The organism is Phycicoccus flavus, from assembly GCF_004025965.2.
Lineage (GTDB): Bacteria > Actinomycetota > Actinomycetes > Actinomycetales > Dermatophilaceae > Phycicoccus > Phycicoccus flavus.
Genome location: NZ_SAYU02000005.1, coordinates 61,165 through 87,062, shown reverse-complemented (window position 1 = coordinate 87,062; position 25,898 = coordinate 61,165). Strand labels below are relative to the sequence as shown.

Genomic DNA, 25,898 nt, shown 5'->3' with positions numbered 1-25,898 from the left:
GTGCGGACCCGGCGGTCGGTTACTTGCAGGGCTTGAAGCCGGTGATGTCACCGACGACGGTGCCGGACTCGCCGGTGCCCGTCGTGTAGGTGAACGTCGCCGTGCCGTTCGCGCTGTTGCCGTTCGAGACCTGGATGTCCGCGGCGATGACCACGAACACCGTGCTCTCGCCCTCGGGGATCGAGGTCGTCGTCGAGTCGACCGGGTTCGGGCCGACCTCGATGATCTGGGCGTCCGGGTAGTTGGGAGCCACGACCGACTCGAAGGTGACCGTGGTCGCCTCCGAGCTGTTGACCGTGAACTCGAGCCGGTACCCGTACTCCTTGTTGGCCACCGAGCGGCCCGGGTACTTGCAGCCCGCGCCCTCGAAGGTGATGACGACCCCCGGCGACGCCGCCATGGCGGGCGCGGCGGCCCCCACGGCGATGACGGGCACGGCCCATGCGGCCGCGGTGGTGACGGAACGCCGGCTGGGCCGGCTGGATGGCGAGATGTGCATGTGGACCCCTGCTACCGGCCGACCCCCTGCTGGTCGGCGAGTACTCCGATGGTAAAGGTCAGGTCACGAAGTCACCACCTCCGGGTCACCGTTTCGGCCGGCCATTTGAGAAACTTTGGTCACACCAGTGCTGTTCAGCCTCATTGGTCACAACAGCACCAGGCGATAGGACGGGTCACGCTCCCCGAGCAGGCGTCCGGCGTGCTCCGGGTCGACCCAGGCGGCGGTCGCCCACACGTCCGCCCAGGTCAGGTCCGGGCCGACGACGGTGGCCGACCCCGCACGTGTGACGGGGCCCCCGGTCCGGGGGTCGATGACGTGCCCGCCGCGTGCGGCGGCACCGGAGGTCGCGACCGCCCCGCGGCGCACCGTGACGACGTCGGCCACCGCGCCGGCCCGCCTGGGGTCCTCGAGGCCGATGCGCCAGGCCGGCGCCGCGGCCACCGGGCCCCGACCCGCGCCGACGACGACGTCCCCTCCGGCGCCGACGGCGAAGGCCACCTCCGGCACGACGGCCAGGTGCTCGGCCGCCGCTGCCACCGCCCAGCCCTTGACCAGGCCCGTGGGGTCGAGCACGGTCCGCCCTCCCGGCCGCGCGCGCCAGGCCCGGAACAGGCCGTCGGTGCGGTCCTCGGCCTCGAGGCAGAGCTCGGTGACGTCGGCGACCCAGGCGTGCACGTCGTCGGTCTCGCCGTGCTGGAGACGCAGGAGGTCACTGTCGGGCCGCCAGGTCGAGAGGACGGCTTCCGCGCGACGCAGGTGCGCGTACACGCGGCCGACCGCCGCCTCGATGTCGGGGCGGGTGGGCTCGACGGCACGGACGTGGACGCTGACCGCGGTCCCCATGACGTGCTCCACCCAGGCGCGGCGGCCCAGCACCGGAGGCGTCGGCGCCGCCGGTGCCACGGGGATCTCGGCGGTGGTCACAGGTTCGCCCGGTCGATCGCGGACTGCAGCGACTGCCGGTACCCGTCCGAGGTGTACGTCGCCCCCGACACCATGTCGATGTCGGCGCTCTGGCTCTGCACGGCCTCGTCGTTGAGGACGGGCACGGCGACGGAGTTGATCTCCTGGTCCCGGCCGTTGCTCCACGGCACCTGGGTGACGACGGACTTCGTGATCCTGCCGTTCCGCACCGTGATCTCGACCTGCACCGGGCCGAACCGGGTCTGGACGGCGTCGCCGGTGAAGGTGCCGCTCGGGGCGGACGACGACGAGCCGGAGTCCGAGGACCCGCCGTCCGCCGACGAGGACCCGCTCCCCGGGTCGGTGGACGAGCCGGAACCCGACGAGGACCCGGAGCCCGACGGTCCGCCGTCGGTCGTGCCGGACCCGGTCGACGCGTCGCCGTCCACGGAGCCGGTGTCGTCGGTGCTGGCGTCGGTGCCACCCACCCCGCTCTCCCCGACGGCGACCACGCCCGCGCCGGCCGAGTTCGTCGAGGTGTGGTAGCTGAAGAGGAGCACCAGCACCGAGACGGTGCTCAGCAGCCAGGTCGTGATGCGTCGCATGGCGGGTCCTTCGCAGGGGTCGTGGGGTCAGGAGGCGAAGCGCTCGAGGTGCACGGCGGTGGACGGCACCCCCGCCTCGAGGGCGGCGGTCCGGACGGCGGTCATCCAGCCGTCTCCGCCGCAGACGTAGACCTCGTGCTCGGCGAGGTCGGGGACGATCTCGAGCAGCGCCCGGGTGTCGGTGAGGTGGGCGGCCTGCCGCGGCAGCCAGGACTCGCGACCGTCGATGCGCCGGCCCTCGACCTGGAGGTAGCGGGCGCCGCGGGCGGTGGCCAGCACGCGCAGCTCGTCGGCGAGGACGGCCTCGCGGGCGGAACGGACGCGGTGGACGACGGTGACGTCGCCCGGCGCCTGTGGCAGCTCCTCCAGCAGTGCGCGCATCGGGGTGATGCCGATGCCCGAGCCCATGAGGAGGACCTTGCGGCGGGTCCGGATGCCGCCGTGCAGCCGGCCGTAGGGGCCCTCGAGCAGGACCCGGGTGCCCGGGCGCAGGGTCGCGAGCCGGGCCGAGCCGTCGCCGACGTGGGAGGCAGTGAAGCGCAGCGTGCGCCCGTCCGGGGCGGCCGAGACCGAGTACGGGTTGGCCCGGCTCCAGCCGGGACCGTCGAGGAAGCGCCACTGGAAGAACTGGCCGGCCCGGGCGGGCAGGTGACGGACGCCGTCGCCGCCCACGGTCACCGTCGTCACGCCCGGCCCCTCGGTTCGGACCTCGAGGACCCGGATCGGCGAGCGCAGCGACCGCCACGCCGGCAGACCGAGCCGGAAGACCAGGACGGCCGCCGCCGTGACCGCCCAGAGGCCCCACCAGAAGGCGGTGGCGACGGCGGAGTCGAGGAACTCGGCACCGGTCCACAGCTGGTGGGGCAGGACGAGGCCCGCGCCGAGGTAGCCGTAGAGGTGGACGAGGTGCCACGACTCGTAGCGCAGCCGCCGCCGGGCCCGCCTGACCGAGGTGACGACGACCATGACGAGTGCCAGCGTCCCGGCCCACGCCAGCAGCATCCCCGGGTAGCCGACGACGAGGTCCCACGTCGTTCCCCAGATGCCGAGCGACGTCGACGCCGCGTAGCCGAGGGTGATGAGCACGACGTGCGAGACCAGGAGGGTGAAGGAGGTGAAGCCGACCAGCCGGTGGGTACGCACCAGCTCGTCCTGGCCCCATGCCTGCTCGACCCAGGGCACGCGGGCCATGAGGATCACCTGGAGCAGCAGCAGGGCCGAGGCGACGAGCCCGGTGAGCCGCCCGGTCGAGAGGAAGAAGCCGGACCACGTCGCGAGCTCCTGCACTCCCCCGCCGGCCACCCAGAGCGCGACGACGCCGAGGACGACCGCCCAGCCGGCCGCTCCGGTCGCGTCGCGCCACCAGCGCGGCACCGGCCCGAGGGCGGCGACGCGGCGGGAGGACCGGCGACCGGACGCCTCGCGAGCCGCGTCGGGGGGGAGGGTGCTCGTCGTCATGGCCGGAACCCTGGTGGCGTTCCCTATGGCTCCGCTGTGACGGGCGTCGGCGCCCACCGTGAGCGGGACGATCCCGCGCGGTCGGCCCGGGGGCGTGGATGCGCCCGGCCGGGCGGACGGTGGAGCGCTCCGGCGGCGTCCGACAGAATGCGCCCGTGACTCTCGCCGAGCCCCCGCCCCCCTCGCCGCCGGACCTCGGGCTCTCCCCGGAACGGGCCGAGATGTTCCGGGCCCGTCTCGAGCGCTGGTGGCCCGACCTGTACGAGGGCCTCGTCATGCTCTACGGCCCCGAGCGGGCCGCCCGCACCGGGGCCGCGCTCGTCACCCAGGCCGCCCGCGCCTTCGCCCGGCGCCGGGACGCCCTGCACCGGCGTGACCTGGACCGGATGCTCCGCCCGGACTGGCTGCAGGACCCCTCGACCGTCGGGTACGCGGCGTACACCGAGCGCTTCGCCGGCGACCTGCGCGGGGTCGCCGATCGGATCCCCTACCTCGAGGAGCTCGGGGTGCGCTACCTGCACCTCATGCCGCTGCTCCAGCCGCGCGAGGGCGACAACGACGGCGGGTACGCCGTGGCCGACTACCGGCAGGTGCGCCCGGACCTCGGCACCATGGCGGACCTGGAGTCGCTCGCCGACGCGCTGCACGAGCGCGGCATCAGCCTCGTCCTCGACCTCGTGCTCAACCACGTCGCCCGCGAGCACGAGTGGGCGCGCAAGGCCCGCGAGGGACTGCTGCGCTACCGCTCCTACTTCCACGTCTTCCCCGACCGGCGCCTGCCGGACGCCTACGAGCGCACGCTGCCCGAGGTCTTCCCCGACTTCGCACCCGGCAGCTTCACGTGGGACGAGGAGGTGCGCGGCTGGGTCTGGACGACGTTCAACTCCTGGCAGTGGGACGTCAACTGGGGCAACCCCGACGTCCTCGTCGAGTACGCACAGGTTGTCCTGGACCTCGCGAACCGCGGCGTCGACGTGCTGCGGCTGGACGCCATCGCCTTCATGTGGAAGCGCCTCGGCACCGACTGCCAGGGCCAGCCGGAGGTCCACGCCATCACCCAGGTGCTGCGCGCCGTCGCCCGGATCGCCTGCCCGGCGGTCGTGTTCAAGGCCGAGGCCATCGTCGCGCCGACCAAGCTGCTGCCCTACCTCGGGGAGGGCCGGTTCACCGGCAAGGTCAGCGACCTCGCCTACCACAACAGCCTCATGGTGCAGGTCTGGTCGATGCTCGCCGCGCGCGACGTCCGGCTCGCCGCCCACGCGCTGGGGTCATTGCCGCCGAAGCCGACGACCGCCACCTGGCTCACCTACCTGCGCTGCCACGACGACATCGGGTGGGCGGTCATGGACGAGGACGCCGCCGCCGTCGGGCTGACCGGCCCGGGGCACCGGCACTTCCTCGCCGACTGGTACTCCGGCGACTTCTGGGGCTCGCCGGCGCGCGGCCTCGTCTTCCAGTTCAACCCGGACACTGGCGACCGGCGGACCTCCGGCAGCGCGGCGTCGCTCGTCGGGCTGGAGGCCGCCGAGACGCCCGAGGAGGTCGACGAGGCGCTGGCGGCCCTGCGGCTGGCGCACGCCGTCGTGCTCGGGTGGGGCGGGGTTCCGGTGCTGTGGAGCGGCGACGAGCTCGGCCAGCCCAACGACCCCGACTGGGCGTGCGAGCCCGGGCACGCCGACGACAACCGCTGGGCGCACCGGCCCCGACTGGACGCCGCCCGGGTCGGCCAGCGGCACGACGACACGACCGTCGCCGGACGCGTCTTCGGGACGCTGGCGTCGCTGATCCGGGTGCGGGGGACGCTGCCGCAGCTGCACGGGTCGGTCGACTCGACCATCGGACCGGTCGACGACCCCGGCGTGCTCGTCACCCTGCGCGACCACCCGCTCGGCCGCTTCGCCGGCGTCTACAACGTCACGCCCGAGACCCGGGTCTGGCCGGGGTGGCGGGTGCAGGAGCTCGGGCTGGCCGACACCGTCGACGCCCTCACCGGCGACGCCCTCCCCTGGTCCGACGACGGCGACGTCCACCTCCCGCCCCACGCCGCCCTCTGGCTCACCCTCCCCTCCCCCGAACGTGTGTGAACACGCCGGCAAATCCCGGCGTGTTCACACACGTTCGGGCTGACGGAGGTCAGGGGAACAGGCCTCGGCGGACCTGGGCCATGACCTCCCTCTCGTGCAGCCGCAGCGCCAGGAGGTCGAACCTCAGCACCCGGTCGCCCTCGAGGGTCACGGCGTTCTGCCGCAGGTTGTCCGACGACAGCGCGAGTCCGGCTCGGTGCCCCGACCCGTCGATCTCGACGACGAGCCGGGCCTCGTCCCACCGGACGTCGAGGTAGACGCGACCATGGCGGCCGCGACGGACGACCTGCCTGCTCGGCTCCGGCAACCCGTGCGCGCGGCACATCCGGGCGAAGTCCAGCTCGCCCAGGGACTGGGCTCCGGCCGCGACGTCCCGGACCACCTGTCGCACGAACGGGCGCCGACCTCGGATGCGGACCGAGGCGACGGCGTGCAGCAGCCGCGGGCCGGTGACGAGGCGCTGCTGCACCGACATGGCGACGACGAGGGCCGCCTGGCGGTCCGAGACGGCCCACCCCGCCGCGCGGATCGTCGCCACGTCGGTCCGTGTCCGTGGCATCGTCGCGGCCGGATGGCGCTCCCCGTCCAGGCGACGGACCCGGTGGGGGTGCACGCCGTCGACGTCGGGGCAGCGTGAGTTGCGTGTCACGGACACGTGCACGACCGGCTCGTCGAAGCCGGTGAGGCCGGCCGAGACGAGGCTGCTGACCCCGTCGAGCACGGCCACTCTTGGTCCGGTCTCCCACAGCGCCCGCCAACGCAGGGCCTCGACGGGCAACGGCCCTCGGTGCAGCGCCACGGTGTGCTCCCCGGCGACCGCCCACCTCCTGCCCGAGACCTCGCGCGCCACCGCGTCACGGTCGACGCCGAGGCCGCGCAGCAGCCCCCGCGAGAGAACCCCGCCGTGCTCTTCTGCCGCGGCGTCCACGGCATGTCTCGTCCCCCGGTCCATCGCCGCAGGATGCCGACTCGCCGCGAGAGCCCGCTGCCGTCATCCACAGCTCCGCGAACGTGTGTGAACTCGCCGGGATCTCCCGGCGTGTTCACACACGTTCCGGGGAGGAGGCGGGTGGGTGGGGTGGGTGGGGCGGGTCACCAGGCGCCGAGGAGGTCGCCGCCGATGCGGACGACGAAGGCGACGACGACGAGGACGAAGACGACGCGGATGAAGCGGCTGCCCCGGGCGACGGCGGTGCGGGCTCCGACGTAGCCGCCGAGCAGGTTGGTGACGGCCATGACCACCGCGACCGCCCAGACGACGTGCCCGCCCGGCGCGAAGACCGTCAGGGCGCCGAGGTTCGTCGCGAGGTTCGTGACCTTGGCCGTCGCGCTCGCCTCGAGGAAGGCGTAGCCGAGCAGCCCGACGAGCGCGAAGACGAGGAAGCTGCCGGTGCCGGGGCCGAGCGCCCCGTCGTAGACGCCGATGACGAACCCGGTGAGCACGGCGGCGACGGTGTGTCGGTGCCCCGCCCACCGCAGCCGGGTCAGCTCGCCGACCGACGGCTTGAGCAGCGTGTAGGCGCCGACGACGACGAGCATGACGAGGATGATGGGGTTGAACAGGGACTTCGGGATGTGCAGGCCGATGACCGCGCCGCCCGCCGCCCCCAGGTAGGCGACGGCCGCCATCGGCAGCGCCGTCCTGAGGTCCAGCGGCACCCGGCGCGCGTAGGTGACCGCGGCCGCCCCGGTGCCCCACACCGCGCTCGCCTTGTTCGTCGCGAGCACCTGGGCGGGCGTCGCACCGGGCAGCCCGACGAGGAGCGCGGGGAGCTGCACCAGCCCGCCGCCGCCGACCACCGCGTCGACCCAGCCGGCGACGAACCCGGCGACCCCGAGCAGGGCGACGGTGTGCAGGGCCAGGTCGTCCACGGCGACACCCTAGGTGCGCACCGGCCCCCGCCCGATGTCGGGCCGGCCTCCGGACCGGACGCCCGCGGACGGCGCCCTGCTCTCCCGCTCGGTGCCGGCCCATCCGCCGACCGGCACCGGCGGGAGGGGTGCTCAGGTCTGCCGCCCGATGTCGGGCCGGCCTCCGGACCGGACGCCCACGGGACTGCTCAGTCCGTGGCGTTCCAGCCGTCGACGACGGTGAGGACGTCGAGCAGCTCGTGCGCCCGGGCGTCGGGGACGGCGTCGACCTCGACGCGCTGGGTGGCCGGGATGTCCGAGTGCGGGATCCAGATGGCGCGCATCCCGACCTGCTGCGGGCCGTGCACGTCCTCGAACATCCGGTCGCCGACGTACACCGCGTGCTCGGGCTCGACGCCGACGGCCTCGCACGCCGCCAGGAACACCGCCGGGTGCGGCTTCACGTGGTCCAGCTCGCTGGAGTACAGGTCGGCGTCGACGAGGTCGAGGACGCCGTCGCGCTCGAAGATCCCCCGGTGGTAGTCGCGGCTCCAGATCGTGTTCGACAGCACCCCGACCTTGATCCCGCGCTCGTGCAGGCCCTCCCAGAGGGGCCGGACCTGCGGGTCGGTGTGCGTGTGCGGCTCCCAGAACCCGCGGTAGGCCGCGAGCGCGAGGTGGTGCCGGTCGTGCTCGGCGTCGACCCCGGCCTCGGCGAGGATGGTCTCGAGCGCGGCGGACGCGTGGGAGTCCTGGCCCCGCCTCCACGCGGCGGCCTCGGTGGCGTGGATCCGCTCCGCGAGCCGCTGCGCCTCCTCGAGGTCCTCCGGCGCGACGTCGTCGGAGTCCACCGGGACGCCGTGGACCTCGCGCGCGAACACCCGCCACTGCTCGGGCAGGTCGACCTCGTGCCACGGGGTGAGCGTGCCGCCCCAGTCGAAGACGACGGCCTCGACGCGGCGGCTCACGCCCGGCCGATCTCGCGGAGCACCTCGCCGACGCAGTCGTCGCTGGACACCTCGCGGCGCTCGCCCGAGCGCCGGTCGCGGACCTCGACGGTGCCGTCGGCGAGCCCGCGGCCGACGACGACGATGGTCGGCACGCCGATGAGCTCGGCGTCCTTGAACTTCACGCCCGGGCTGGCCTGCCGACGGTCGTCGAAGAGCACCTCGACGCCGGCGGCCTCCAGCCCGCGGGTCAGCTCCTCGCCGTAGACGAGGACGGCGGGGTCCTTGCCGGTGGCGACGACGTGGACGTCGGCCGGGGCGAGCTCGCGCGGCCAGACGAGGCCCAGCTCGTCGTGGTTGCCCTCGGCGACGCAGGCGACGGCCCGCGAGACCCCGACGCCGTAGGACCCCATGACGACGGTCCGCAGCTTGCCGTTCTCGTCGAGCACCTTGAGGTCGAGCGCCTCGGCGTACTTCGTCCCGAGCTGGAAGACGTGCCCCATCTCGATGCCGCGCGCGGACTCCAGCGCGTGCCCGCACGAGGGGCAGGCGTCGCCCGGCCGGACCTCGGCCGCCTCGATCGTCCCGTCGGCGGTGAAGTCGCGGCCGGCGACGAGGTCGAGGACGTGGCGGCCGGGCTCGTCGGCGCCGGTGACCCACGCCGTGCCCTCGACGACGCGGGGGTCCAGCAGGTACCGGATCCCCGAGGCCTTCTCCGACCCCAGCACGCCGGGGCCGATGTAGCCCTTGGCCAGCGCGCCGTTCGCGGCGAAGTCCTTCTCGTCGAACGCCTCGACGACGGCGGGCTCGACCTGCGCCCCGAGGCGCTTCTCGTCGACGTCGCGGTCACCGGGCAGCCCGATGGCCAGCGGCTCGCGGGTGCCGTCGGGGTGGCGCAGGACGACGACGACGTTCTTCAGGGTGTCGGCCGCCGTCCAGGACCGGCCGTCGCTGCGCGGGAAGGCCGACTCCAGGTGCGCGACGAGGGTGTCGATGGTCGGGGTGTCGGGGGTGTCCTCGACGTGCGCGGCCGGCACCCCGGAGGCGTCGACCGGGTCCGGCGCGGGCACCTGCACGGCCTCGACGTTGGCGGCGTACCCGCAGCTCGGGCAGTGCACGTAGGTGTCCTCGCCGTTCTCGGCGGTGGCGAGGAACTCCTCGGACTTCGACCCGCCCATCGCGCCGGCCATCGCCTGGACGATGACGTAGTGGAAGCCGAGCCGGTCGAAGAGCCGGACGTAGGCGTCACGGTGCAGCTGGTAGCTCTTGTCGAGGCCGGCCTCGTCGATGTCGAAGGAGTAGCTGTCCTTCATGACGAACTCGCGCCCCCGCAGGATGCCGGCCCGGGGCCGGGCCTCGTCGCGGTACTTCGTCTGGATCTGGTAGAGCGCCAGCGGCAGGTCCTTGTACGAGGAGTACATGTCCTTGACGGCGAGGGTGAACATCTCCTCGTGCGTCGGGCCGAGGAGGTAGTCGTCGCCCCTGCGGTCCTGGAGCCGGAAGACGTTGGGGCCGTACTCGCCCCAGCGGCCGGACGCCTCGTAGGGCGCGCGGGGCAGCAGCGCCGGGAAGAGCACCTCCTGGGAGCCGATGGCGTCCATCTCCTCGCGCACGATCCTCTCGACCTTGCGCAGCACCTTCAGGCCCAGCGGCAGCCAGGTGTAGATGCCGGGGCTCACCCGGCGCACGTACCCCGCCCGGACGAGCAGCCGGTGGCTCGGCACCTCCGCGTCCGCCGGGTCCTCGCGAAGGGTGCGGAGGAACAGGGACGACATGCGCATGGCCACCGGGGGCTCCTGGGGAGGGTCGAGGGTCGGAACCCGGCAAGGATAACGACGGCCGCGGGCGGCGTCGCACGCGTTCCCGGCCGCGCGCTCGGGGCCGGCCGGCGCGCGCCGGCGCGCGTGGCAGGCTGGCTCCCGTGGGAACCCGCTACGAGGTCGTCGTCACGCTCGACTGCCGCACCGACCTCGCCGACGACGACCTCGCCGTCCTGCGGTGGCTGGTCGGTGAGGGCCCGCGGCCCGCGGTCGTCCCGGAGCCCGACGGCCTGCCCGCGCTGGACGCACCTCTCGTGCCGTCCGGCGGCCCCGTCGAGGGCACGCTGCACGGCGAGGAGTGGGCCGGCGTCGCCGGTGGTCAGCACGTGTCGCTGCGGTACGCGCGCCGCACCACCGACGCCGCCGTGCGCTGGTCGGTCTCGGCGCACCTCGAGCTCGGTGACGACCACCTCCACCACGACGGCATCACGGCGCTGGTCTGGCTCGCGACGCTGAGCGACCGGGAGGGCGTCTACGCCTGGGCCAGGAGCGAGTACGAGCCCTTCCCGTCGGTCGTCCTCGTCGCCTCGGACCGCCGGGCCTTCCTCCTGACCGGCCCGGACCTCTCCCCCGTCGAGGAGGGGGCGGAGCCGTCCCCGGTCGTCGTCGCCGGCCTCCGCCGGTTCTCGGGAGGGCTGTCGCCGGCCGACCCCCCGGAGGGGTGACGACGGGTCGCCCTCAGAGCAGGACGGTGCTGAACTCGCCCACCGAGCGGAAGCCGAGCGAGGTGTACGTCGCGCGCGCGGCCCGGTTGAAGTCGTTGACGTAGAGCGAGACGACCGGCGCCTGGCCGACCATGAGCTGCTCGAGCACCGCCGCGAGCATCGGCACCGCCAGCCCCTGCCCGCGCAGGCGTGGGGTCACCCAGACCCCCTGCAGCTGGGCGCAGCCGAGGGCGAGGCTGCCGACGTCGGTCTTGAAGACGACCTCCCCGTCCTCGACGACGACGAAGGTGTGCCCGCGCGCGATGAGCGAGGCGAGCGAGGCGCGGTAGCCCCGGCTGGACCCGGTGTACGGGGGGTAGCCGATCTCGGCGGTGAACATGTGCTCGGCGGCCGGGAGGACGAGGTCGACCTCGTCGGGCCGGGCCGGGCGCACCCGCGGGTCGGGGTCGACGCCGAGCGCGGACGGCGGCCGGTCGGCGACGAGCAGCGGCTGGTGGGACCGCACCGCGCGCGACGGACCCCAGGCCGGGCCGAGGTGCTGCCAGAGCCCGACGACCTCCTCGCGGTCCCCGAACACCGACGCGCACCGGCCGCGCCAGCGGCGCAGCCGCTCGGCGTAGAGCGGCCGGTCCTCCTCGGTCGTGCCGACCGGGACGACGTTCGCGCTGGCCCAGACGACGGACGTCAGCGCGCCCTCGTCGCGGTGGCCCAGCACCGCCGACAGGGACCCCGTGCGGGCCCCCTCGAGGATGCGGGCGGCGACGAACACCCCGCGCGCCAGGTCCCGGGCGCACACCTCCAGCGCGGCGTCGCGGTCGTCGAGCGACAGCGGCCGGACCGGGGATCTCGTGCGGAGCACAGCCCCAGCCTAGGGGTCGGACGGGGTTGCGACGACGGGTCGGGGATGTCGGTCCTCGGCCCCGGCTCGTCGACGGAGTGCCGGGCGGGAGGACCCTGCCCCCGGCGGGTGGTCGACGGACGTCGGGTGCGGTGACCGGGAGGTCAGGAGACGGTGACGCTCGGCGAGCCCGCGGCGGCCTCGTCCTCGGGCTCGCCCATCTCCTCGGCGATCCGCATGGCCTCCTCGATGAGGGTCTCGACGATGTCGGCCTCGGGGACGGTCTTGACGACCTCGCCCTTGACGAAGATCTGGCCCTTGCCGTTGCCGGACGCGACGCCGAGGTCGGCCTCCCGGGCCTCGCCGGGACCGTTGACGACGCAGCCCATGACGGCGACGCGCAGCGGCACGGTCATGCCTTCGAGGCCGGCGGTCACCTTGTCGGCGAGGCTGTAGACGTCGACCTGGGCCCGGCCGCAGGACGGGCAGGAGACGATCTCGAGCTTGCGGGGCCGCAGGTTGAGGCTCTGGAGGATCTGGATGCCGACCTTGACCTCCTCGACCGGCGGCGCCGACAAGGAGACCCGGATGGTGTCGCCGATGCCCTTCGAGAGCAGGGCGCCGAACGCGGTCGCCGACTTGATCGTGCCCTGGAAGGCCGGCCCGGCCTCGGTGACGCCGAGGTGCAGGGGCCAGTCGCCGCGCTCGGCGAGCAGCTCGTAGGCGCGGACCATGACGACGGGGTCGTTGTGCTTGACCGAGATCTTGAAGTCGTGGAAGTCGTGCTCCTCGAACAGGCCCGCCTCCCACACGGCCGACTCGACGAGGGCCTCGGGCGTCGCCTTGCCGTACTTCTCCAGCACCCGCTTGTCCAGGGAGCCGGCGTTGACGCCGATCCGCAGCGAGACGCCGGCGTCCTTGGCGGCCGCCGCGATCTCCTTGACCTGGTCGTCGAACTTGCGGATGTTGCCGGGGTTGACGCGCACCGCGGCGCAGCCGGCGTCGATCGCGGCGTAGACGTACTTGGGCTGGAAGTGGATGTCGGCGATGACCGGGATCTGCGACTTCTGCGCGATGGCGGGGAGGGCGTCGGCGTCGTCCTGGGTCGGACAGGCCACCCGGACGATGTCGCAGCCGGCGGCGGTGAGCTCGGCGATCTGCTGGAGGGTCGCGTTGATGTCGCTGGTCTGGGTCGTCGTCATCGACTGCACGGAGACCGGCGCGTCGCCGCCGACCTCGACCGAGCCGACCTTGATCTTCCGGCTCGCCCGGCGCGGGGCGAGGACGGGCGGGGGCGCGGCGGGCATACCGAGGGAGACGGACATGCCTCCAGCGTACGACCGGTTCCTCGGAGGAGCATGAACGCCCTCGACACCGCCGGCGACCGACAGAGGGCCTGCGCACCTCTGCTCCCAGGGCTTCCAACCCCCGCTGGCAGAGCTCCGGGGAACCCCGGGGGTGGGTCAGCCGCCGAGGTTCACGGGGTTGACGACGTCGGCGTAGATGAGCAGCGCGGACATGCCGACGAGCACGAGGCCGACGGTGTACGCGATGGGCAGCGCCTTGGCGACGTCGACGTAGCCGGGGTCGGGGGCACCCCGCAGCCTGGCGACCCGCCGCTTGGTCCCCTCCCAGAGGGCTCCGGCGACGTGCCCGCCGTCGAGCGGGAGCAGCGGGATGAGGTTGAACAGGAAGAGGAAGAGGTTCAGCGTCGCGATGAGGCTGACGAGGAACCAGAACCGGTCCGCCACGGACCCGCCGGTGAGCGACTCCAGGCGGCCCGAGGAGGCCTCGCCGGCGACCCGGCCGACGCCGACGACCGACATCGGTCCGTCGACCTCGCGCTCGGCCCCGCCGAACGCGGCGTTCCAGACCCCGACCATCCGGTTCGGGATGTCGACGAGGGCGAGCGCGGTGCGGCTCACGCCCTGCCAGAGGAAGGCCGGGACGGCGCTCAACGGCTGGGCGACCCAGGCGGAGTTCTGGCTCGTCGCGACGCCGAGGAAGCCGGCCTCGACGGTCTGTGGTGTGCCGTCCGGGCCGAGGACCGGGTTGCCCGAGGAGTCCAGGACCGGCAGGAGGTTGCGGATCGGCGTCGCCGTGAGGGTGAGGCGCTGCCCGTCGCGCTCGACGACGATGTCGACCGGGCGTCCGGCCGCCGGCCGGATGGTCTCGGTGACCTGCTGGACGTTCTCGACCGGGGTGCCGTCGATCGACAGGATGGTGTCGCCGGGACGCAGGCCGGCCGCGAGGGCCGGGGTCGGGGGCTTGCCCTCGCACGAGGTCGTCGTCGCGGCGTCGGTGACCGGGACGACGCACTGGTTCATCGACTGCACGACGGCGCCGGGCTGCGGGGTCGGCAGGCCGTGCACGGTGATGAGGAGGGTGAGCAGGACCGTCCCGATGACGAGGTTCATCGTCGGGCCGCCGAGCATGATGACGACCTTCTTCGGCACCGACAGCTTGTAGAAGACGCGGTCCTCGTCGCCGGGCCTGATCTCCTCCAGGCTCGCGGCGCGGGCCTCGTCGACGAGCTGGCTGAACCGGCCGGTGCTCGAGGCGCGCAGCACGCCTTCGGGGTCACCGGGCCGGGGCGGGAACATGCCGATCATCCGGATGTACCCGCCGAGCGGGATGGCCTTGACGCCGTACTCGGTCTCGCCGCGTCGGCGCGACCAGATGGTGGGGCCGAACCCGACCATGTACTGCGGCACGCGCAGCCCGAAGCGCTTGGCCGGCACGAGGTGGCCGATCTCGTGCAGCGCGATGGACAGGGCGATGCCGACGGCCACGGCGAGGACGCCGACGACGAAGGCGAGGGTGGTCACTGACGGGCTCCCGGGGTGTGGCGGGTGGTGGTGCCGCCGACGACCTCGCCGGCGCGACCCCGCGCCCACCGGTCGGCGGTGAGCACCTGGTCGACGTGCGAGACCTCGGCTTCGTTCCCATTGTGCGCCTCGACGACGGCCGCCACGGTGTCGACGATCGACGTGAACGGGATCCGGCCGTCGTGGAAGGCCTCGACGGCGACCTCGTTGGCGGCGTTGTAGACGGCGGGGTAGGTGCCCCCGGCCTCCCCCACCTGCCGCGCCAGGCGCACGGCGGGGAAGGCGTCGTCGTCGAGGGGCTCGAAGTCCCAGGACTGCGGAGCCGACCAGTCGCACGGCTCGTCGACGTCGGTGAGCCGCTCGGGCCAGGAGAGCCCGAGCGCGATGGGCACGAGCATCCGCGGCGGGCCGCACTGGGCGATGGTCGAGCCGTCGTGGAACTCGACCATCGAGTGGATCCACTGCTGCGGGTGCACGACGACGTCGATGCGCTCGAAGGGCACGTCGAAGAGCAGGTGTGCCTCGATGACCTCCAGCCCCTTGTTGACCAGGGTCGCGGAGTTCGTCGTGATGACCCGGCCCATGGCGAAGTTCGGGTGGGCCAGGGCCTGCTCGGGCGTGACGTCGGCGAGCTCGGCGCGGGTGCGTCCGCGGAACGGCCCCCCGGAGGCGGTGACGACGAGCCGCCGCACCTCGGCGGCGCGCCCGCCCCGCAGGCACTGGGCGATGGCGCTGTGCTCGGAGTCGACGGGGACGACCTGCCCGGGCGCCGCGGCGGCCGTGACCAGCGGGCCGCCGACGATGAGCGACTCCTTGTTCGCCAGCGCCAGGGTCGAGCCGGCGGCGAGCGCCGCGAGGGTGGGCCGCAGCCCGATGGCGCCGGTGACGCCGTTGAGGACGACGTCGGCGCCGCACCCGGCGACGGTCGTGGCGGCCTCCTCGCCGACGAGGACGTCCGGGCGGTACCCGGGGTCGCCCGCCGCCGCGGCGACGGCCGCGCGCACCTCGTCGGCGGCGCCGCGGGCGGCGGCGACCAGCGGGGCGCGGGTGGCGGCGGCCTGGGCGGCCAGCAGGTCGAGGTTGCCCCCGGCGGCCAGCGCCGTCACGGTGAAGCGGTCGGGGTGGGCGGCGACCACCTCGAGGGCCTGGGTGCCGATGGACCCGGTCGACCCGAGGACGGCGACGCTGCGAGGACTCACCGGTCCATTGTCCGCGCCCCACCGCGCCCGGCGGCCACCGCCCCGCCCGTGGCGGCGCGGCGGTCGCCGGTCACGTGGTGAAGACGCGCTCCTCGATGAGGCGCTCGGCGACGACGCGCACCTTGGGGTAGAAGCGGCCGTGCTCGAAGTTCTTCTGCACCTCGAGCTCCATGGAGCCGGTGCCGTGCCGGTTCTTCTCGACGGTGATGACCGACCACCGGCGGTAGATCTTCACCGCGCCGAGGTCGTAGACGAGGTGCTCGCGGCTGACGATGTGCTCCTTGCTGGAGAGGATGAGCACGACGTCGGCCTCGTAGGCCAGCGCCGAGGAGCCGCGCAGGTCCTTGGTCCGCATCCGGTGCCCGCTGCCCAGGCTGTCCCGGTCGGCCGCGGTGATGGCGACGACCGGGCACTGCAGCTCCATCGCCAGGTCCTTGAGGCTCTCGGTGACGATGGTGACCCGGGTGATCTCGTCCTCCTGCACCCCGGGGCGGGGCACCTTCTGGAGGTAGTCGACGAGGACGACCGGCGGCTCGCCGGCCTCCTCCGCGATCTGCGCGACGGTGCCGGCGATCTCCTCGATCGTCGTCTGGCTGTTGGAGGAGTGGATGTGCAGCCGCTCGGCGTAGGCGTCCATCATGCTCAGCGCCGCCCGCCCGTAGGCGAGCCGGCCGAGGGCCTCCCCCAGCCCGGCGCGGTGCGGGTCCTCGGCCTCGAAGACCGAGCGGAAGGCGTGCACGTCGGCGGCGGTGGACACCGGCTGGTCCGAGGCCTCGGCGGCGTGGGCGGCCTCGAGCCCGAGCAGGCGCTGGACGACGGTCTGCGCCTCGTGCTCGAACGAGAAGATGACGGCGGTGCGGCCGGCCGCGACGGCGTTGCGGATCATCTGGACGGCCAGGGTCGTCTTGCCCGAGCCCTCCGTCCCGCCGAGGAGGACGAGCTCGCCGGAGCGCAGGCCGCCGTTGAGGGTGGAGTCCAGCAGGTCGAACCCGGTGGGCCAGACGACCGCCCCGGGGCGGGCGCCGCGGCGCAGCGCCTCGTCGGTGTCGTCGAGGAGGTGGCGCACGGAGTGGCGTCGCTGGGGCCGGTGCGAGGTGATGCGGGACTCGCTCATGCGCATAGTTGACCACCGCGGGACGCCGCGGGGGGACCGATCGCGGTGATTCCCGCGCCCGTGTCGCTCCCGCCCTGGTGCCCGCCGCCCGCGGGCGGCGGGTCTCAGGTGGCGAGGCCGACGTACTTGACCTCGAGGTACTCCTCGATGCCCTCGGCGCCGCCCTCGCGCCCGAACCCGGAGGCCTTGACCCCGCCGAACGGCGCGGCCGGGTTCGACACGACGCCGGTGTTGACCCCGACCATCCCGAACTCCATGGCCTCGGCGACGCGGAGCACGCGCGCCTGGTCCCGGGTGTAGACGTACCCGACGAGGCCGTACTCCGTCGCGTTGGCCCGGCGGACCGCCTCGTCCTCGTCGGCGAAGGTGCTGACCGGCGCCACCGGGCCGAAGATCTCCTCGGCCAGGCAGCGGCTGTCCTCGGGGACGTCGGCGAGGACGGTGGGCGTGTAGAAGTGGCCGCGGCCCTCGACCGGACCGCCCCCGGTGACGAGGCGCGCGCCCCGCTCGATCGCGTCGGTGACGAGGGCGTGCACCTTCTCCCGCGCCTCGGCGGTGATGAGCGGACCGACCTCGACGCCCTTCTTCGTACCCTTGCCGACGGTCTGGGCCGCCATCCGGGCGGCGAGCTTGTCGGTGAACTCCGCGGCGACGGACTCGTGGACGAAGAACCGGTTGGCCGAGGTGCAGGCCTCGCCGATGTTGCGCATCTTGGCGAGCATCGCGCCGTCGACGGCGGCGTCGACGTCGGCGTCCTCGAACACGAGGAACGGCGCGTTGCCGCCGAGCTCCATCGAGACCCGCAGCAGCTGCTCGGCGGACTGGGCGACGAGGGTGCGGCCGACGGCGGTCGAGCCGGTGAAGGTGAGCTTGCGCAGACGGGGGTCGCGGATCAGCGGCTCGCAGACGCCGCCGCTGTCGGTCGTCGTCACGACGTTGAGCACCCCGGCCGGGACACCGGCCTCCTGGAGCAGCCGGGCCAGGTGGAGCATGGTCAGCGGGGTCTCGGCGGCCGGCTTGACCACCATCGTGCAGCCGGCGGCCAGGGCGGGGCCGATCTTGCGGGTCCCCATCGCGAGCGGGAAGTTCCAGGGCGTGATCATGAGCACCGGCCCGACCGGCTGGCGCATCGTGAGCAGGCGGGTCGCGCCGTTCGGCGCCACCGAGTACGACCCGCGGACCCGCACGGCCTCCTCGGAGAACCAGCGGAGGAACTCGGCGCCGTAGGTGACCTCCCCGCGGGACTCGGTGAGGGACTTGCCCATCTCCAGGGTCATGAGGAGCGCGAGCTCGTCGGCGTGGGCGGTGACGGACTCGAAGGCGGCGCGCAGGATCTCGGCGCGCTCCCGCGGCGGGGTGGCGGCCCAGCCCGGCTGCGCCTCGTGGGCCGCGGCGAGCGCGGCCAGGCCGTCCTCGGCGGTGGCGTCGGCGCACGTGGTGAGGGTGGCCCCGGTGGCGGGGTCGTCGACGGCGAAGCGGCCGCCGCCGCTGGCCTCGCGCCAGCGTCCGCCGATGAGCAGCGCGGTGGGGACCGCGTCGATCAGTGCCTTCTGGGTGACGGCCATGGGCTCCTCCGGGGTGGTCGGGGACGCGGCGGTGCGCCCCTCCGCCCGATCGTAGGTCCCGGGTCGGACGGTCCGGGGCCACGGGGGCCGCGGCCGGCGCGGGTCAGCGGTCCTCGAGCCCCCACGGGGAGCCGTAGCCCTCGGGCTTCGGGGCGGCGAGCAGGTCGAGGAAGGGCACGGCGTCGAAGGCCTCGGGACCGAGCACGCCGGTCCCGGCCCACGTCCCTGTCGCGAGCAGCTCGAGGGCGACGACGGGGTTGAGGGCGGTCTGCCACACGACGCACTGGCTGTCGTAGTCGCGCATCGAGTCGGCGTTGTCGACTACGTGGTAGAGGTAGGTCCGCCGGGGTGCGCCGTCCGTGCCCGTCCCCGTCACCCAGAGGCCCGCGCACGTCCGGCCCTCCATCCGCGGGCCGATGGTCAGCGGGTCGGGCAGCACCGCGGCGACGACGTCCCGCGGGCTCACGCGGACACCCCCGACGTCCACCGGCTCGGTGCGGTCCAGGCCGAGGGTGTGCAGGGTCCGCAGGACCGAGATCATCTCCTCGCCGAGCCCGTACTTGAAGGTCACCCGCCGCGCGTCGACCCAGCGCGGCATGAGGAGGACCTCCTCGTGCTCGACGTGGACGCACTCGACCGGGCCGATCCCCTCGGGGAAGTCGAAGACCTCGGGCTCGGCGAACGGGGGCAGGGTGGACCAGCCGCCGTCCGGCTCGCCGGCGCGGTCGGCCTCCCACACCACCGGAGGGTTGAGGCACTCCTCGATCGTCGTCCACATCGAGAAGCCCGGGGCGAACACCTCGGTCCCGTCCTCGTCGCGCACGACGAGGTTCGCGCCGTCGCGGACCCCGAGCTCGTCGATCTCGGAGAACAGGTGGTCGGCGGCGTACCGGGCGAAGACGTCCGAGAGCCCGGGCTCGACCCCGATGCCGACGAGCGCCAGCCGCCCGGCGGACTCCCACTCCCCCGCCCGGGCGAACTGCTCGTCGCCGAGCTTGACGCCGACGCGCGCGTACGGCTGCTCCGGGTGCGGGCGAGAGAGGCTCATCGCCATGTCGAGGTAGTCGGCGCCGGCCGCGAGGGCGCCGGCGAACACCGAGGTGACGAACCGCGGGTCGACGGCGTTGAGCACGTGCGTGGCGCCGGTCTCGCGGACCAGGGCCTCGACGGCCGCCTCGTCGGAGGCGTCGACCGAGGCGGCGGAGAAGCGGTCCTCCCCCGGGTGGCGGGCGGTGACCGCCGCGACGGTCCGCTCGGCCCGGGCGGGGTCGCGGTCGGCGACGACCCAGGCGTCGAAGAACCGGCGTTCGGCGGCGATCCGGGCGGCGGCGTCGCCCACCCCGCCGGCGCCGATGACGAGCACGCGCACGATGACGGCCTCTCTGTCGGTGGGGGGTGGGTCAGCTCTCGATGTTCGCCATGACGTGCTTGACCCGGGTGTAGTCCTCGAACCCGTACATCGACAGGTCCTTGCCGTACCCGGACTTCTTGTAGCCGCCGTGCGGCATCTCGGCGACGAGCGGGATGTGGGTGTTGATCCACACGCAGCCGAAGTCCAGCGCCCTGCTCATCCGCATCGCGCGGCCGAAGTCCTTCGTCCACACCGACGACGCGAGCCCGTAGTCGACGCCGTTGGCCCAGCGCAGCGCCTCGTCCTCGTCGGTGAAGCGCTGGACGGTGATGACCGGCCCGAAGATCTCGTTCTGCACGGCCTCGTCGTCCTGGCGCAGGCCGCTGACGACGGTGGGCTCGAGGAAGAAGCCGTCGCCGAGCGCCGACACCCGGTGACCGCCGGCGGCGACGTCGGCGTGGTCGGGCAGCCGCTCGAGGAAGCCGGTGACCCGCTCGAGCTGGGTCGCGTTGTTCACCGGCCCGAAGAGGGCGTCGGCGTCGTCGGGCCGCCCGACCGGCGCCGAGCCCTTCGCGTAGTCGGCGAGCGCGGCGACGAAGTCGTCGTGGATGCCGGGGGCGGCGAGCACCCGGGTGGCGGCGGTGCAGTCCTGGCCGGCGTTGAAGTAGCCGGCCACGGCGATGCCCTCGACCGCGGCCTCGAGGTCGGCGTCGTCGAAGACGACGACCGGCGCCTTGCCCCCGAGCTCGAGGTGGACGCGCTTGAGGTGCGGCGCCGCGCTCGCGGCGACCTCGGCGCCGGCCCGGACCGAGCCGGTGATGGCGACGAGCGAGGGGGTCGGGTGCTCGACGACGAGCCGGCCGGTGTCCCGGTCGCCGGTGACGACGTTGAGCGTGCCCGGCGGCAGGTGCTCGGCGGCGATCTCGGCGAGCAGGAGGGTCGACTCCGGTGTCGTGTCGCTCGGCTTGAGGACGACGGTGTTGCCGGCGGCCAGGGCGGGGGCGATCTTCCACACGGCCATGAGCAGCGGGTAGTTCCACGGCGTCACCTGGCCGACGACACCGATCGGCTCGCGCCGCACCCACGAGGTGTGCCCGGCCAGGTACTCCCCCGCCGCCCGCCCCTCGAGCACCCGGGCCGCGCCGGCGAAGAAGCGCAGCTGGTCGACCATCGGCGGGATCTCCTCGCTCGCGGTGAGCGCGTGGATCTTGCCGGTGTTCTCCGACTCCAGCCGGACGATCTCCTCGGCGCGGGACTCGACGGCGTCGGCGATCCGCAGCAGCGCCTGCTGCCGCTCGCTCGGGGTCGTGCGGCCCCACTCGGCGAAGGCGGCCGACGCGGCGGCGTAGGCGGCGTCGACGTCCTCGGCGCCGCTCACCGGCGCGTGCGCGACCACCTGCCCGGTCGAGGGGTCGACGACCTCGCTCGTGGTGTCGGTGGCGGCGTCGACGGAGGTCCCGCCGACGAAGTTGCGCAGGGCGCGGGGGCTGCTCATGGGGACGTCTCCCGGGGTCGAGGGGTGCGGTCTCGTGGCGGGAGAGTATCGCCGCGAGGCACGAAATCACCAGCCTGAGGGGCTCCGGAGCACGAGAAGCGCTCGTCGGACGGGCCGAAACATGCGGAATCCGTCTGCGAGTCACTTGCGTCGCAGGGCCCGGACCGACACCATGGCCTCGTGACGACCCCCTCTCGCCGACCCCGGGACCGTGCGCCCGACCTCCGGCTCGACGACGTCGCCAAGCGGATCATCGAGCTGCTCCAGGAGGACGGCCGGCAGTCCTACGCCGCCATCGCCAAGGAGGTCGGGCTGTCCGAGGCCGCGGTCCGTCAGCGGGTGCAGCGCCTGCTGGACTCCGAGGTCATGCAGATCGTCGCCGTCACCGACCCGCTCCAGGTGGGCTTCCACCGGCAGGCGATGATCGGCATCAAGGCCGCCGGCGACCTCGTCGACCTCGGCCGGGCCCTGTCGGACATGCCGGAGGTCGACTACGTCGTCACCACGGCGGGCTCCTTCGACCTCCTCGTCGAGGTCGTGTGCGAGGACGACCAGCACCTCCTGGAGCTGCTCTCGCAGCGCATCCGCCCGCTGCCGGGCGTCACGACGACCGAGACCTTCGTCTACCTCAAGCTCAACAAGCAGCACTACAACTGGGGCACCCGATGACGACGACCAGCCAGCCCGTCCCCGACACCTCCGCGTCGAGCGGGCGCACCCCGCGCGGCACGCCCTACGGCGACGCCGCCCGGGACCACCTGTGGATGCACTTCACCCGGCACTCGGTGTTCGAGGACACCGGCCGCGGCGGCCTCGGCCAGCACGTGCCGGTCATCGTCCGCGGGGAGGGCTGGACGGTGTGGGACGAGCACGGCCGGGAGTACATCGACGGCCTGGCCGGGCTCTTCGTCAACAACGCCGGTCACGGCCGCACCGAGATCGCCGACGCCATGGCCAGGCAGGCCCGGGAGCTCGCGTTCTTCCCGCTGTGGTCCTACGCCCACCCGCGGGCGGTCGAGCTCGCCGAGCGGCTGGCCGCGCACGCCCCCGGCGACCTCGACCGGGTGTTCTTCACGACCGGCGGCGGCGACGCGGTCGAGACGGCGTGGAAGCTCGCGAAGCAGTACTTCAAGCTCACCGGCAAGCCGACGAAGCACAAGGTGATCTCCCGGGCGGTCGCCTACCACGGCACGCCGGCCGGGGCGCTGTCCATCACCGGCATCCCCGCGGCCAAGGCCGACTTCGAGCCGCTCGTGCCCGGCGCGCACAAGGTGCCGAACACGAACATGTACCGGGCGCCGGAGCACCTGCGCGAGGACGAGAAGGCCTTCGGGCGCTGGGCCGCCGACCGGATCGCCGAGGCCATCGAGTTCGAGGGGCCCGAGACCGTCGCCGCCGTGTTCCTCGAGCCGGTGCAGAACTCCGGCGGCTGCTTCCCGCCGCCCGCCGGCTACTTCGAGCGGGTGCGCGAGATCTGCGACACCTACGACGTCCTCCTCGTCTCGGACGAGACGATCTGCGCCTTCGGCCGGATCGGGTCGATGTTCGCGTGCGAGGACTTCGGCTACGTGCCGGACATCATCACGACGGCCAAGGGCGTGACCTCCGGGTACGCGCCGCTCGGCGTCGTCCTCGCGAGCGAGCGGCTGTTCGAGCCGTTCCGAACGGGGACGACGACCTTCCTGCACGGCTACACCTTCGGCGGGCACCCGGTGTCCTGCGCGGCGGCGATGGCCAACCTCGACATCTTCGAGCGCGAGGGGCTCAACGACCGGGTCCGGGAGAACGCCCCGCACTTCCGCGCCGCCCTGGACCGGCTGCTCGACCTGCCGCTCGTCGGCGACGTCCGCGGGGCCGGCTACTTCTACGGGATCGAGCTCGTCAAGGACAAGGCCACCCGCGAGACGTTCGACGAGGACGAGAGCGAGCGGCTGCTGCGCGGCTTCCTCTCCCGCGCCCTGTTCGAGGCCGGGCTGTACTGTCGCGCCGACGACCGCGGCGACCCGGTCATCCAGCTCGCCCCGCCGCTGACGATGGGCCCGGAGCAGTTCGACGACATCGAGTCCCGGCTGCGCGGCGTCATCGTCGAGGCCGAGAAGCGCCTCTGACGCGTGGCCGCCACCGGCACCGCCCCGCTGTGGTGGGAGGACCGGGCGACGCCCGGGCCCGGCGACGCGCCGGACCTGCCCGCGGCGGTCGACGTCGCCGTCGTCGGGGGCGGGTTCACCGGGCTCTGGACCGCGTACTACGTCCTGCGCGAACGACCGGACGCCCGCGTGCTCGTCCTCGAGGCCGAGCACGTCGGGTTCGGCGCCAGCGGCCGCAACGGCGGCTGGGTCTCGGCCCTGTGGCCGGTGGCCCCGGACGTCCTCGCCGCCCGGTCGGGCGCGGCGGCCACCCGGGCGCACCTGGCCGCGCTGCGGGACACCGTCGACGAGGTCGGCCGGGTCGAGGAGACCGAGTCCCTCGGCAGCGGGTTCGTCAAGGGCGGCACGCTCGCCGTGGCGCGCAGCGAGGCCCAGGAGGCCCGGGCCCGGGCGGCCGTCGCCGCCGGCGAGCGCTGGGACGAGGGCACGGTCTGGCTGGACGCCGCGCAGGCCCGCGAGCGCCTGGCCGCCACCGGGACGCGGGGGGCGACGTTCACGCCGCACTGCGCCCGGGTGCAGCCGCGGGACCTCGCCGACGGGCTGGCCGCGGCGGTCCGCCGGCGCGGCGGGGTCGTCGCCGAGGGCGTACGGGTGGGGCGGGCCGGGGACGGCGTCGTCGTGCTCGCCGACGGCCGGCGGGTGACGGCCCGGTCGGTCGTCCTCGCCACCGAGGGCTGGACCCCGCGGCTGCCGGGGCACGAGCGGGCCGTCGTCCCCGTCTACTCGCTCATGGTCGCCACCGAGCCGCTGACCGCCGCGCAGTGGGACGCCGTCGGGCTCGCCGGACGCGAGGTCTTCACCGACCACGGCCACCTCGTCGTCTACGGCCAGCGCACCGTCGACGACCGCATCGCCTTCGGTGGACGCGGCGCGCCGTACCACCTGGGCTCGGCGGTCCGGCCGGAGTTCGACCACGAGGAGGCCGTGTTCGCCTCGCTGCGGACCACGCTCACCCGCATGCTGCCGGCGCTGGACGGCGTGGCCTTCACCCACGCGTGGGGTGGGCCGCTGGCCATCCCCCGCGACTGGCACCCGTCGGTCGTCTGGGACCCCGCCACCCGTACCGGCCGCGCCGGTGGGTACGTCGGGGACGGGGTGGCGGCGACGAACCTCGCCGGGCGGACGCTGGCCGACCTCGTACTCGACCGGTCGACGCCGCTGCTGGACCTGCCGTGGGTGGGCCACCGCTCGCCGTCGTGGGAGCCCGAGCCGCTGCGCTGGCTGGGGGTCAACGCCGGGCTGCGGCTGGCCCGGCTGGCCGACCGCGAGGAGGACCGCACCGGCCGCCCGAGCCGGCTGGCGCCCCTCCTCGCCCGCCTCACCGGCGGCCACTGACCCCCGTCGAGCCCCGGCGTGGGTGGGCCCCGGCCGGTGAGGGCCCGACCCGGCAGGCAGTAGGTTCGCCGGTGTGCGGGAGATCGAGACGCTCGCGGCCCTCGACGCCGCGCTGGACGCCGGGACACCGCTGCGCGGGCTGCGCCTGCAGGACCTCGACCTCACCGGCCGCGTCGAGCGGCTCCGGGCCCGCGACGACGTCGAGGGGCTCGTCGTCCTCGGCGGGCGGCTGCCGGACGACCTGGCCCACCACCTGCGCACCCACGGCGCGCTCGTCTTCCCGACCGACCCGCGGGCGCCGGTGGACCCCTACCGGGCCACCCTCTACTCCCCCGCCGAGCTCTACGACGGCCTGCGCGAGGTCGGCTACGAGTCGACGCCGGACGCCCGCACCTACCGCTGGTCGCGCGACGCCGCGGTCGCCCACGACGCCTTCGTCACGCTGCTGCGGGCCGTCCACGACGACTCGATGAGCGACGCGCTCACCGACCTCCTCGCGGACCGGCCCGTCGTCGGGGTCATGGGCGGCCACGCGCTGCGCCGGGACGAGGAGGCCTACGCCCGGGCGGCGGCCCTCGGGCACGCCCTGGCCGGGACCGGGCTCGTCGTCGCCACCGGGGGCGGGCCCGGCGCCATGGAGGCGGCCAACCTCGGGGCCTTCGCCGCAGGCCCCGACGCGCTCGCCGACGCCGTGGCCCGGCTGCGCGAGCACCCGGGCATCGAGGACGTCCGGCCGTGGGCGGCGGCGGCCCTCGACGTGCGCGCCGACCTCGCGGCGCTGCGCACGCCGGGCGACCCCGTGCGCAGCGTCGGCATCCCCACGTGGTTCTACGGGCACGAGCCGCCCAACGTCTTCTGCGACGGTGTGGCCAAGTACTTCTCCAACGCGATCCGCGAGGACGGCCTGCTCACCCGGTCCACCGCCGGCGTCGTCGTCCTCGAGGGCGCGGCCGGCACCGTCCAGGAGGTGTTCCAGGCCGCCACCGGGCTGTACTACGGCGGGCCCGACCGGCCGCTGCCGCGGCTCGTGCTCGTCGGCCGGCGCTACTGGAGCGAGACGGTGCCGGTGTGGCCCGCCCTCGCGGCGCTGGGCGCCGGGCGGGCGATGGCCGACCACGTCCACCTCGTCGACGACCCCGCCGACGCGGTGCGCCTGCTGCAGCCCTGACCCAGGAGGCCGCTCGCGACGCG

22 protein-coding genes are annotated in these 25,898 nt (G+C 74.2%); 6 read left to right on the top strand and 16 right to left on the bottom strand.

Annotated elements, in window-relative coordinates; translation table 11 throughout:
• Window positions 1-19: 19 nt before the first annotated feature.
• The 4 genes from EPD83_RS03030 to EPD83_RS03015 all read right to left on the bottom strand — a co-directional run bounded on the left by EPD83_RS03030 (window position 20) and on the right by EPD83_RS03015 (window position 3,468).
• Window positions 20-436 carry a hypothetical protein gene (locus tag EPD83_RS03030; protein ID WP_165566190.1) on the bottom strand — a complete coding sequence of 139 codons (417 nt, stop codon included), beginning with the start codon at window positions 434-436 and terminating at the stop codon, window positions 20-22.
• Window positions 437-646: 210 nt separating this feature from the next.
• The gene (locus EPD83_RS03025) at window positions 647-1,426 is read right to left on the bottom strand and encodes an FAD:protein FMN transferase (RefSeq protein WP_128365968.1); all 780 of its coding nucleotides are present in this window, start codon (window positions 1,424-1,426) and stop codon (window positions 647-649) included.
• Window positions 1,423-2,010 carry an FMN-binding protein gene (locus tag EPD83_RS03020; protein ID WP_128365967.1) on the bottom strand — a complete coding sequence of 196 codons (588 nt, stop codon included), beginning with the start codon at window positions 2,008-2,010 and terminating at the stop codon, window positions 1,423-1,425. The genes EPD83_RS03025 and EPD83_RS03020 overlap by 4 nt, the downstream gene beginning before the upstream one ends.
• A gap of 27 nt (window positions 2,011-2,037) precedes the next feature.
• Window positions 2,038-3,468 carry a ferredoxin reductase family protein gene (locus EPD83_RS03015; RefSeq protein WP_128365966.1) on the bottom strand — a complete coding sequence of 477 codons (1,431 nt, stop codon included), beginning with the start codon at window positions 3,466-3,468 and terminating at the stop codon, window positions 2,038-2,040.
• A 155-nt stretch (window positions 3,469-3,623) separates the two neighbouring features.
• Between EPD83_RS03015 and EPD83_RS03010 the strand changes: the two genes are divergently transcribed.
• The gene (locus EPD83_RS03010) at window positions 3,624-5,552 is read left to right on the top strand and encodes an alpha-amylase family protein (RefSeq protein WP_322095765.1); all 1,929 of its coding nucleotides are present in this window, start codon (window positions 3,624-3,626) and stop codon (window positions 5,550-5,552) included.
• Between the two features lie 49 nt (window positions 5,553-5,601).
• Here the strand turns inward: EPD83_RS03010 and EPD83_RS03005 are convergent, their stop codons facing one another.
• The 4 genes from EPD83_RS03005 to EPD83_RS02990 form a co-directional block, all read right to left on the bottom strand.
• Window positions 5,602-6,480 carry a DUF559 domain-containing protein gene (locus EPD83_RS03005; protein ID WP_165566189.1) on the bottom strand — a complete coding sequence of 293 codons (879 nt, stop codon included), beginning with the start codon at window positions 6,478-6,480 and terminating at the stop codon, window positions 5,602-5,604.
• Window positions 6,481-6,644: 164 nt separating this feature from the next.
• A complete protein-coding gene (locus EPD83_RS03000; protein ID WP_128366444.1) occupies window positions 6,645-7,424 on the bottom strand; it encodes a TSUP family transporter in 780 nt (259 codons plus the stop codon).
• Window positions 7,425-7,612: 188 nt separating this feature from the next.
• Entirely contained in the window at window positions 7,613-8,371 is a 759-nt protein-coding gene (locus EPD83_RS02995) for an HAD family hydrolase (RefSeq protein WP_165566188.1), read from the bottom strand.
• On the bottom strand, window positions 8,368-10,137 hold the full coding sequence (locus tag EPD83_RS02990; RefSeq protein ID WP_128366442.1) for a proline--tRNA ligase: 1,770 nt from the start codon (window positions 10,135-10,137) through the stop codon (window positions 8,368-8,370). Before EPD83_RS02990 ends, EPD83_RS02995 begins: the two co-directional genes overlap by 4 nt.
• Window positions 10,138-10,271: 134 nt before the next feature.
• On the opposite strand from EPD83_RS02990, the gene EPD83_RS02985 reads away from it, so the two are divergent.
• Window positions 10,272-10,835 carry a hypothetical protein gene (locus EPD83_RS02985; protein WP_128366441.1) on the top strand — a complete coding sequence of 188 codons (564 nt, stop codon included), beginning with the start codon at window positions 10,272-10,274 and terminating at the stop codon, window positions 10,833-10,835.
• Window positions 10,836-10,848: 13 nt separating this feature from the next.
• Here the strand turns inward: EPD83_RS02985 and EPD83_RS02980 are convergent, their stop codons facing one another.
• The 8 genes from EPD83_RS02980 to EPD83_RS02945 all read right to left on the bottom strand — a co-directional run bounded on the left by EPD83_RS02980 (window position 10,849) and on the right by EPD83_RS02945 (window position 21,225).
• A complete protein-coding gene (locus tag EPD83_RS02980) occupies window positions 10,849-11,694 on the bottom strand; it encodes a GNAT family N-acetyltransferase (RefSeq protein ID WP_128366440.1) in 846 nt (281 codons plus the stop codon).
• A gap of 143 nt (window positions 11,695-11,837) precedes the next feature.
• The gene (gene ispG, locus EPD83_RS02975) at window positions 11,838-12,998 is read right to left on the bottom strand and encodes a flavodoxin-dependent (E)-4-hydroxy-3-methylbut-2-enyl-diphosphate synthase (RefSeq protein ID WP_128366439.1); all 1,161 of its coding nucleotides are present in this window, start codon (window positions 12,996-12,998) and stop codon (window positions 11,838-11,840) included.
• Window positions 12,999-13,136: 138 nt separating this feature from the next.
• Window positions 13,137-14,501, bottom strand: coding sequence for a M50 family metallopeptidase (locus EPD83_RS02970; RefSeq protein WP_128367461.1), 1,365 nt, complete (start codon window positions 14,499-14,501; stop codon window positions 13,137-13,139).
• Entirely contained in the window at window positions 14,498-15,700 is a 1,203-nt protein-coding gene (gene dxr, locus EPD83_RS02965; RefSeq protein ID WP_128367462.1) for a 1-deoxy-D-xylulose-5-phosphate reductoisomerase, read from the bottom strand. The genes EPD83_RS02970 and dxr overlap by 4 nt, the downstream gene beginning before the upstream one ends.
• A gap of 70 nt (window positions 15,701-15,770) precedes the next feature.
• Window positions 15,771-16,814, bottom strand: coding sequence for a DnaB-like helicase C-terminal domain-containing protein (locus EPD83_RS02960; RefSeq protein ID WP_128367463.1), 1,044 nt, complete (start codon window positions 16,812-16,814; stop codon window positions 15,771-15,773).
• 104 nt (window positions 16,815-16,918) lie between these two features.
• Window positions 16,919-18,379, bottom strand: coding sequence for an NAD-dependent succinate-semialdehyde dehydrogenase (locus EPD83_RS02955; RefSeq protein ID WP_165566187.1), 1,461 nt, complete (start codon window positions 18,377-18,379; stop codon window positions 16,919-16,921).
• 103 nt (window positions 18,380-18,482) lie between these two features.
• Window positions 18,483-19,748, bottom strand: a complete 1,266-nt coding sequence (locus tag EPD83_RS02950) for a saccharopine dehydrogenase family protein (protein ID WP_128366594.1) — start codon at window positions 19,746-19,748, stop codon at window positions 18,483-18,485.
• Between the two features lie 31 nt (window positions 19,749-19,779).
• Window positions 19,780-21,225, bottom strand: a complete 1,446-nt coding sequence (locus EPD83_RS02945) for a gamma-aminobutyraldehyde dehydrogenase (protein ID WP_128366595.1) — start codon at window positions 21,223-21,225, stop codon at window positions 19,780-19,782.
• A gap of 180 nt (window positions 21,226-21,405) precedes the next feature.
• On the opposite strand from EPD83_RS02945, the gene EPD83_RS02940 reads away from it, so the two are divergent.
• The 4 genes from EPD83_RS02940 to EPD83_RS02925 all read left to right on the top strand — a co-directional run bounded on the left by EPD83_RS02940 (window position 21,406) and on the right by EPD83_RS02925 (window position 25,875).
• Window positions 21,406-21,894: an Lrp/AsnC family transcriptional regulator gene (locus tag EPD83_RS02940; RefSeq protein WP_128366596.1), complete on the top strand. Its 489-nt coding sequence runs from the start codon at window positions 21,406-21,408 to the stop codon at window positions 21,892-21,894.
• Window positions 21,891-23,333, top strand: a complete 1,443-nt coding sequence (locus EPD83_RS02935) for an aspartate aminotransferase family protein (protein WP_128366597.1) — start codon at window positions 21,891-21,893, stop codon at window positions 23,331-23,333. The genes EPD83_RS02940 and EPD83_RS02935 overlap by 4 nt, the downstream gene beginning before the upstream one ends.
• A gap of 3 nt (window positions 23,334-23,336) precedes the next feature.
• Complete coding sequence (locus tag EPD83_RS02930; protein WP_165566186.1) at window positions 23,337-24,707, top strand: NAD(P)/FAD-dependent oxidoreductase; 1,371 nt, start codon at window positions 23,337-23,339, stop codon at window positions 24,705-24,707.
• A gap of 73 nt (window positions 24,708-24,780) precedes the next feature.
• A complete protein-coding gene (locus EPD83_RS02925; protein WP_128366382.1) occupies window positions 24,781-25,875 on the top strand; it encodes an LOG family protein in 1,095 nt (364 codons plus the stop codon).
• Window positions 25,876-25,898 lie beyond the last annotated feature (23 nt).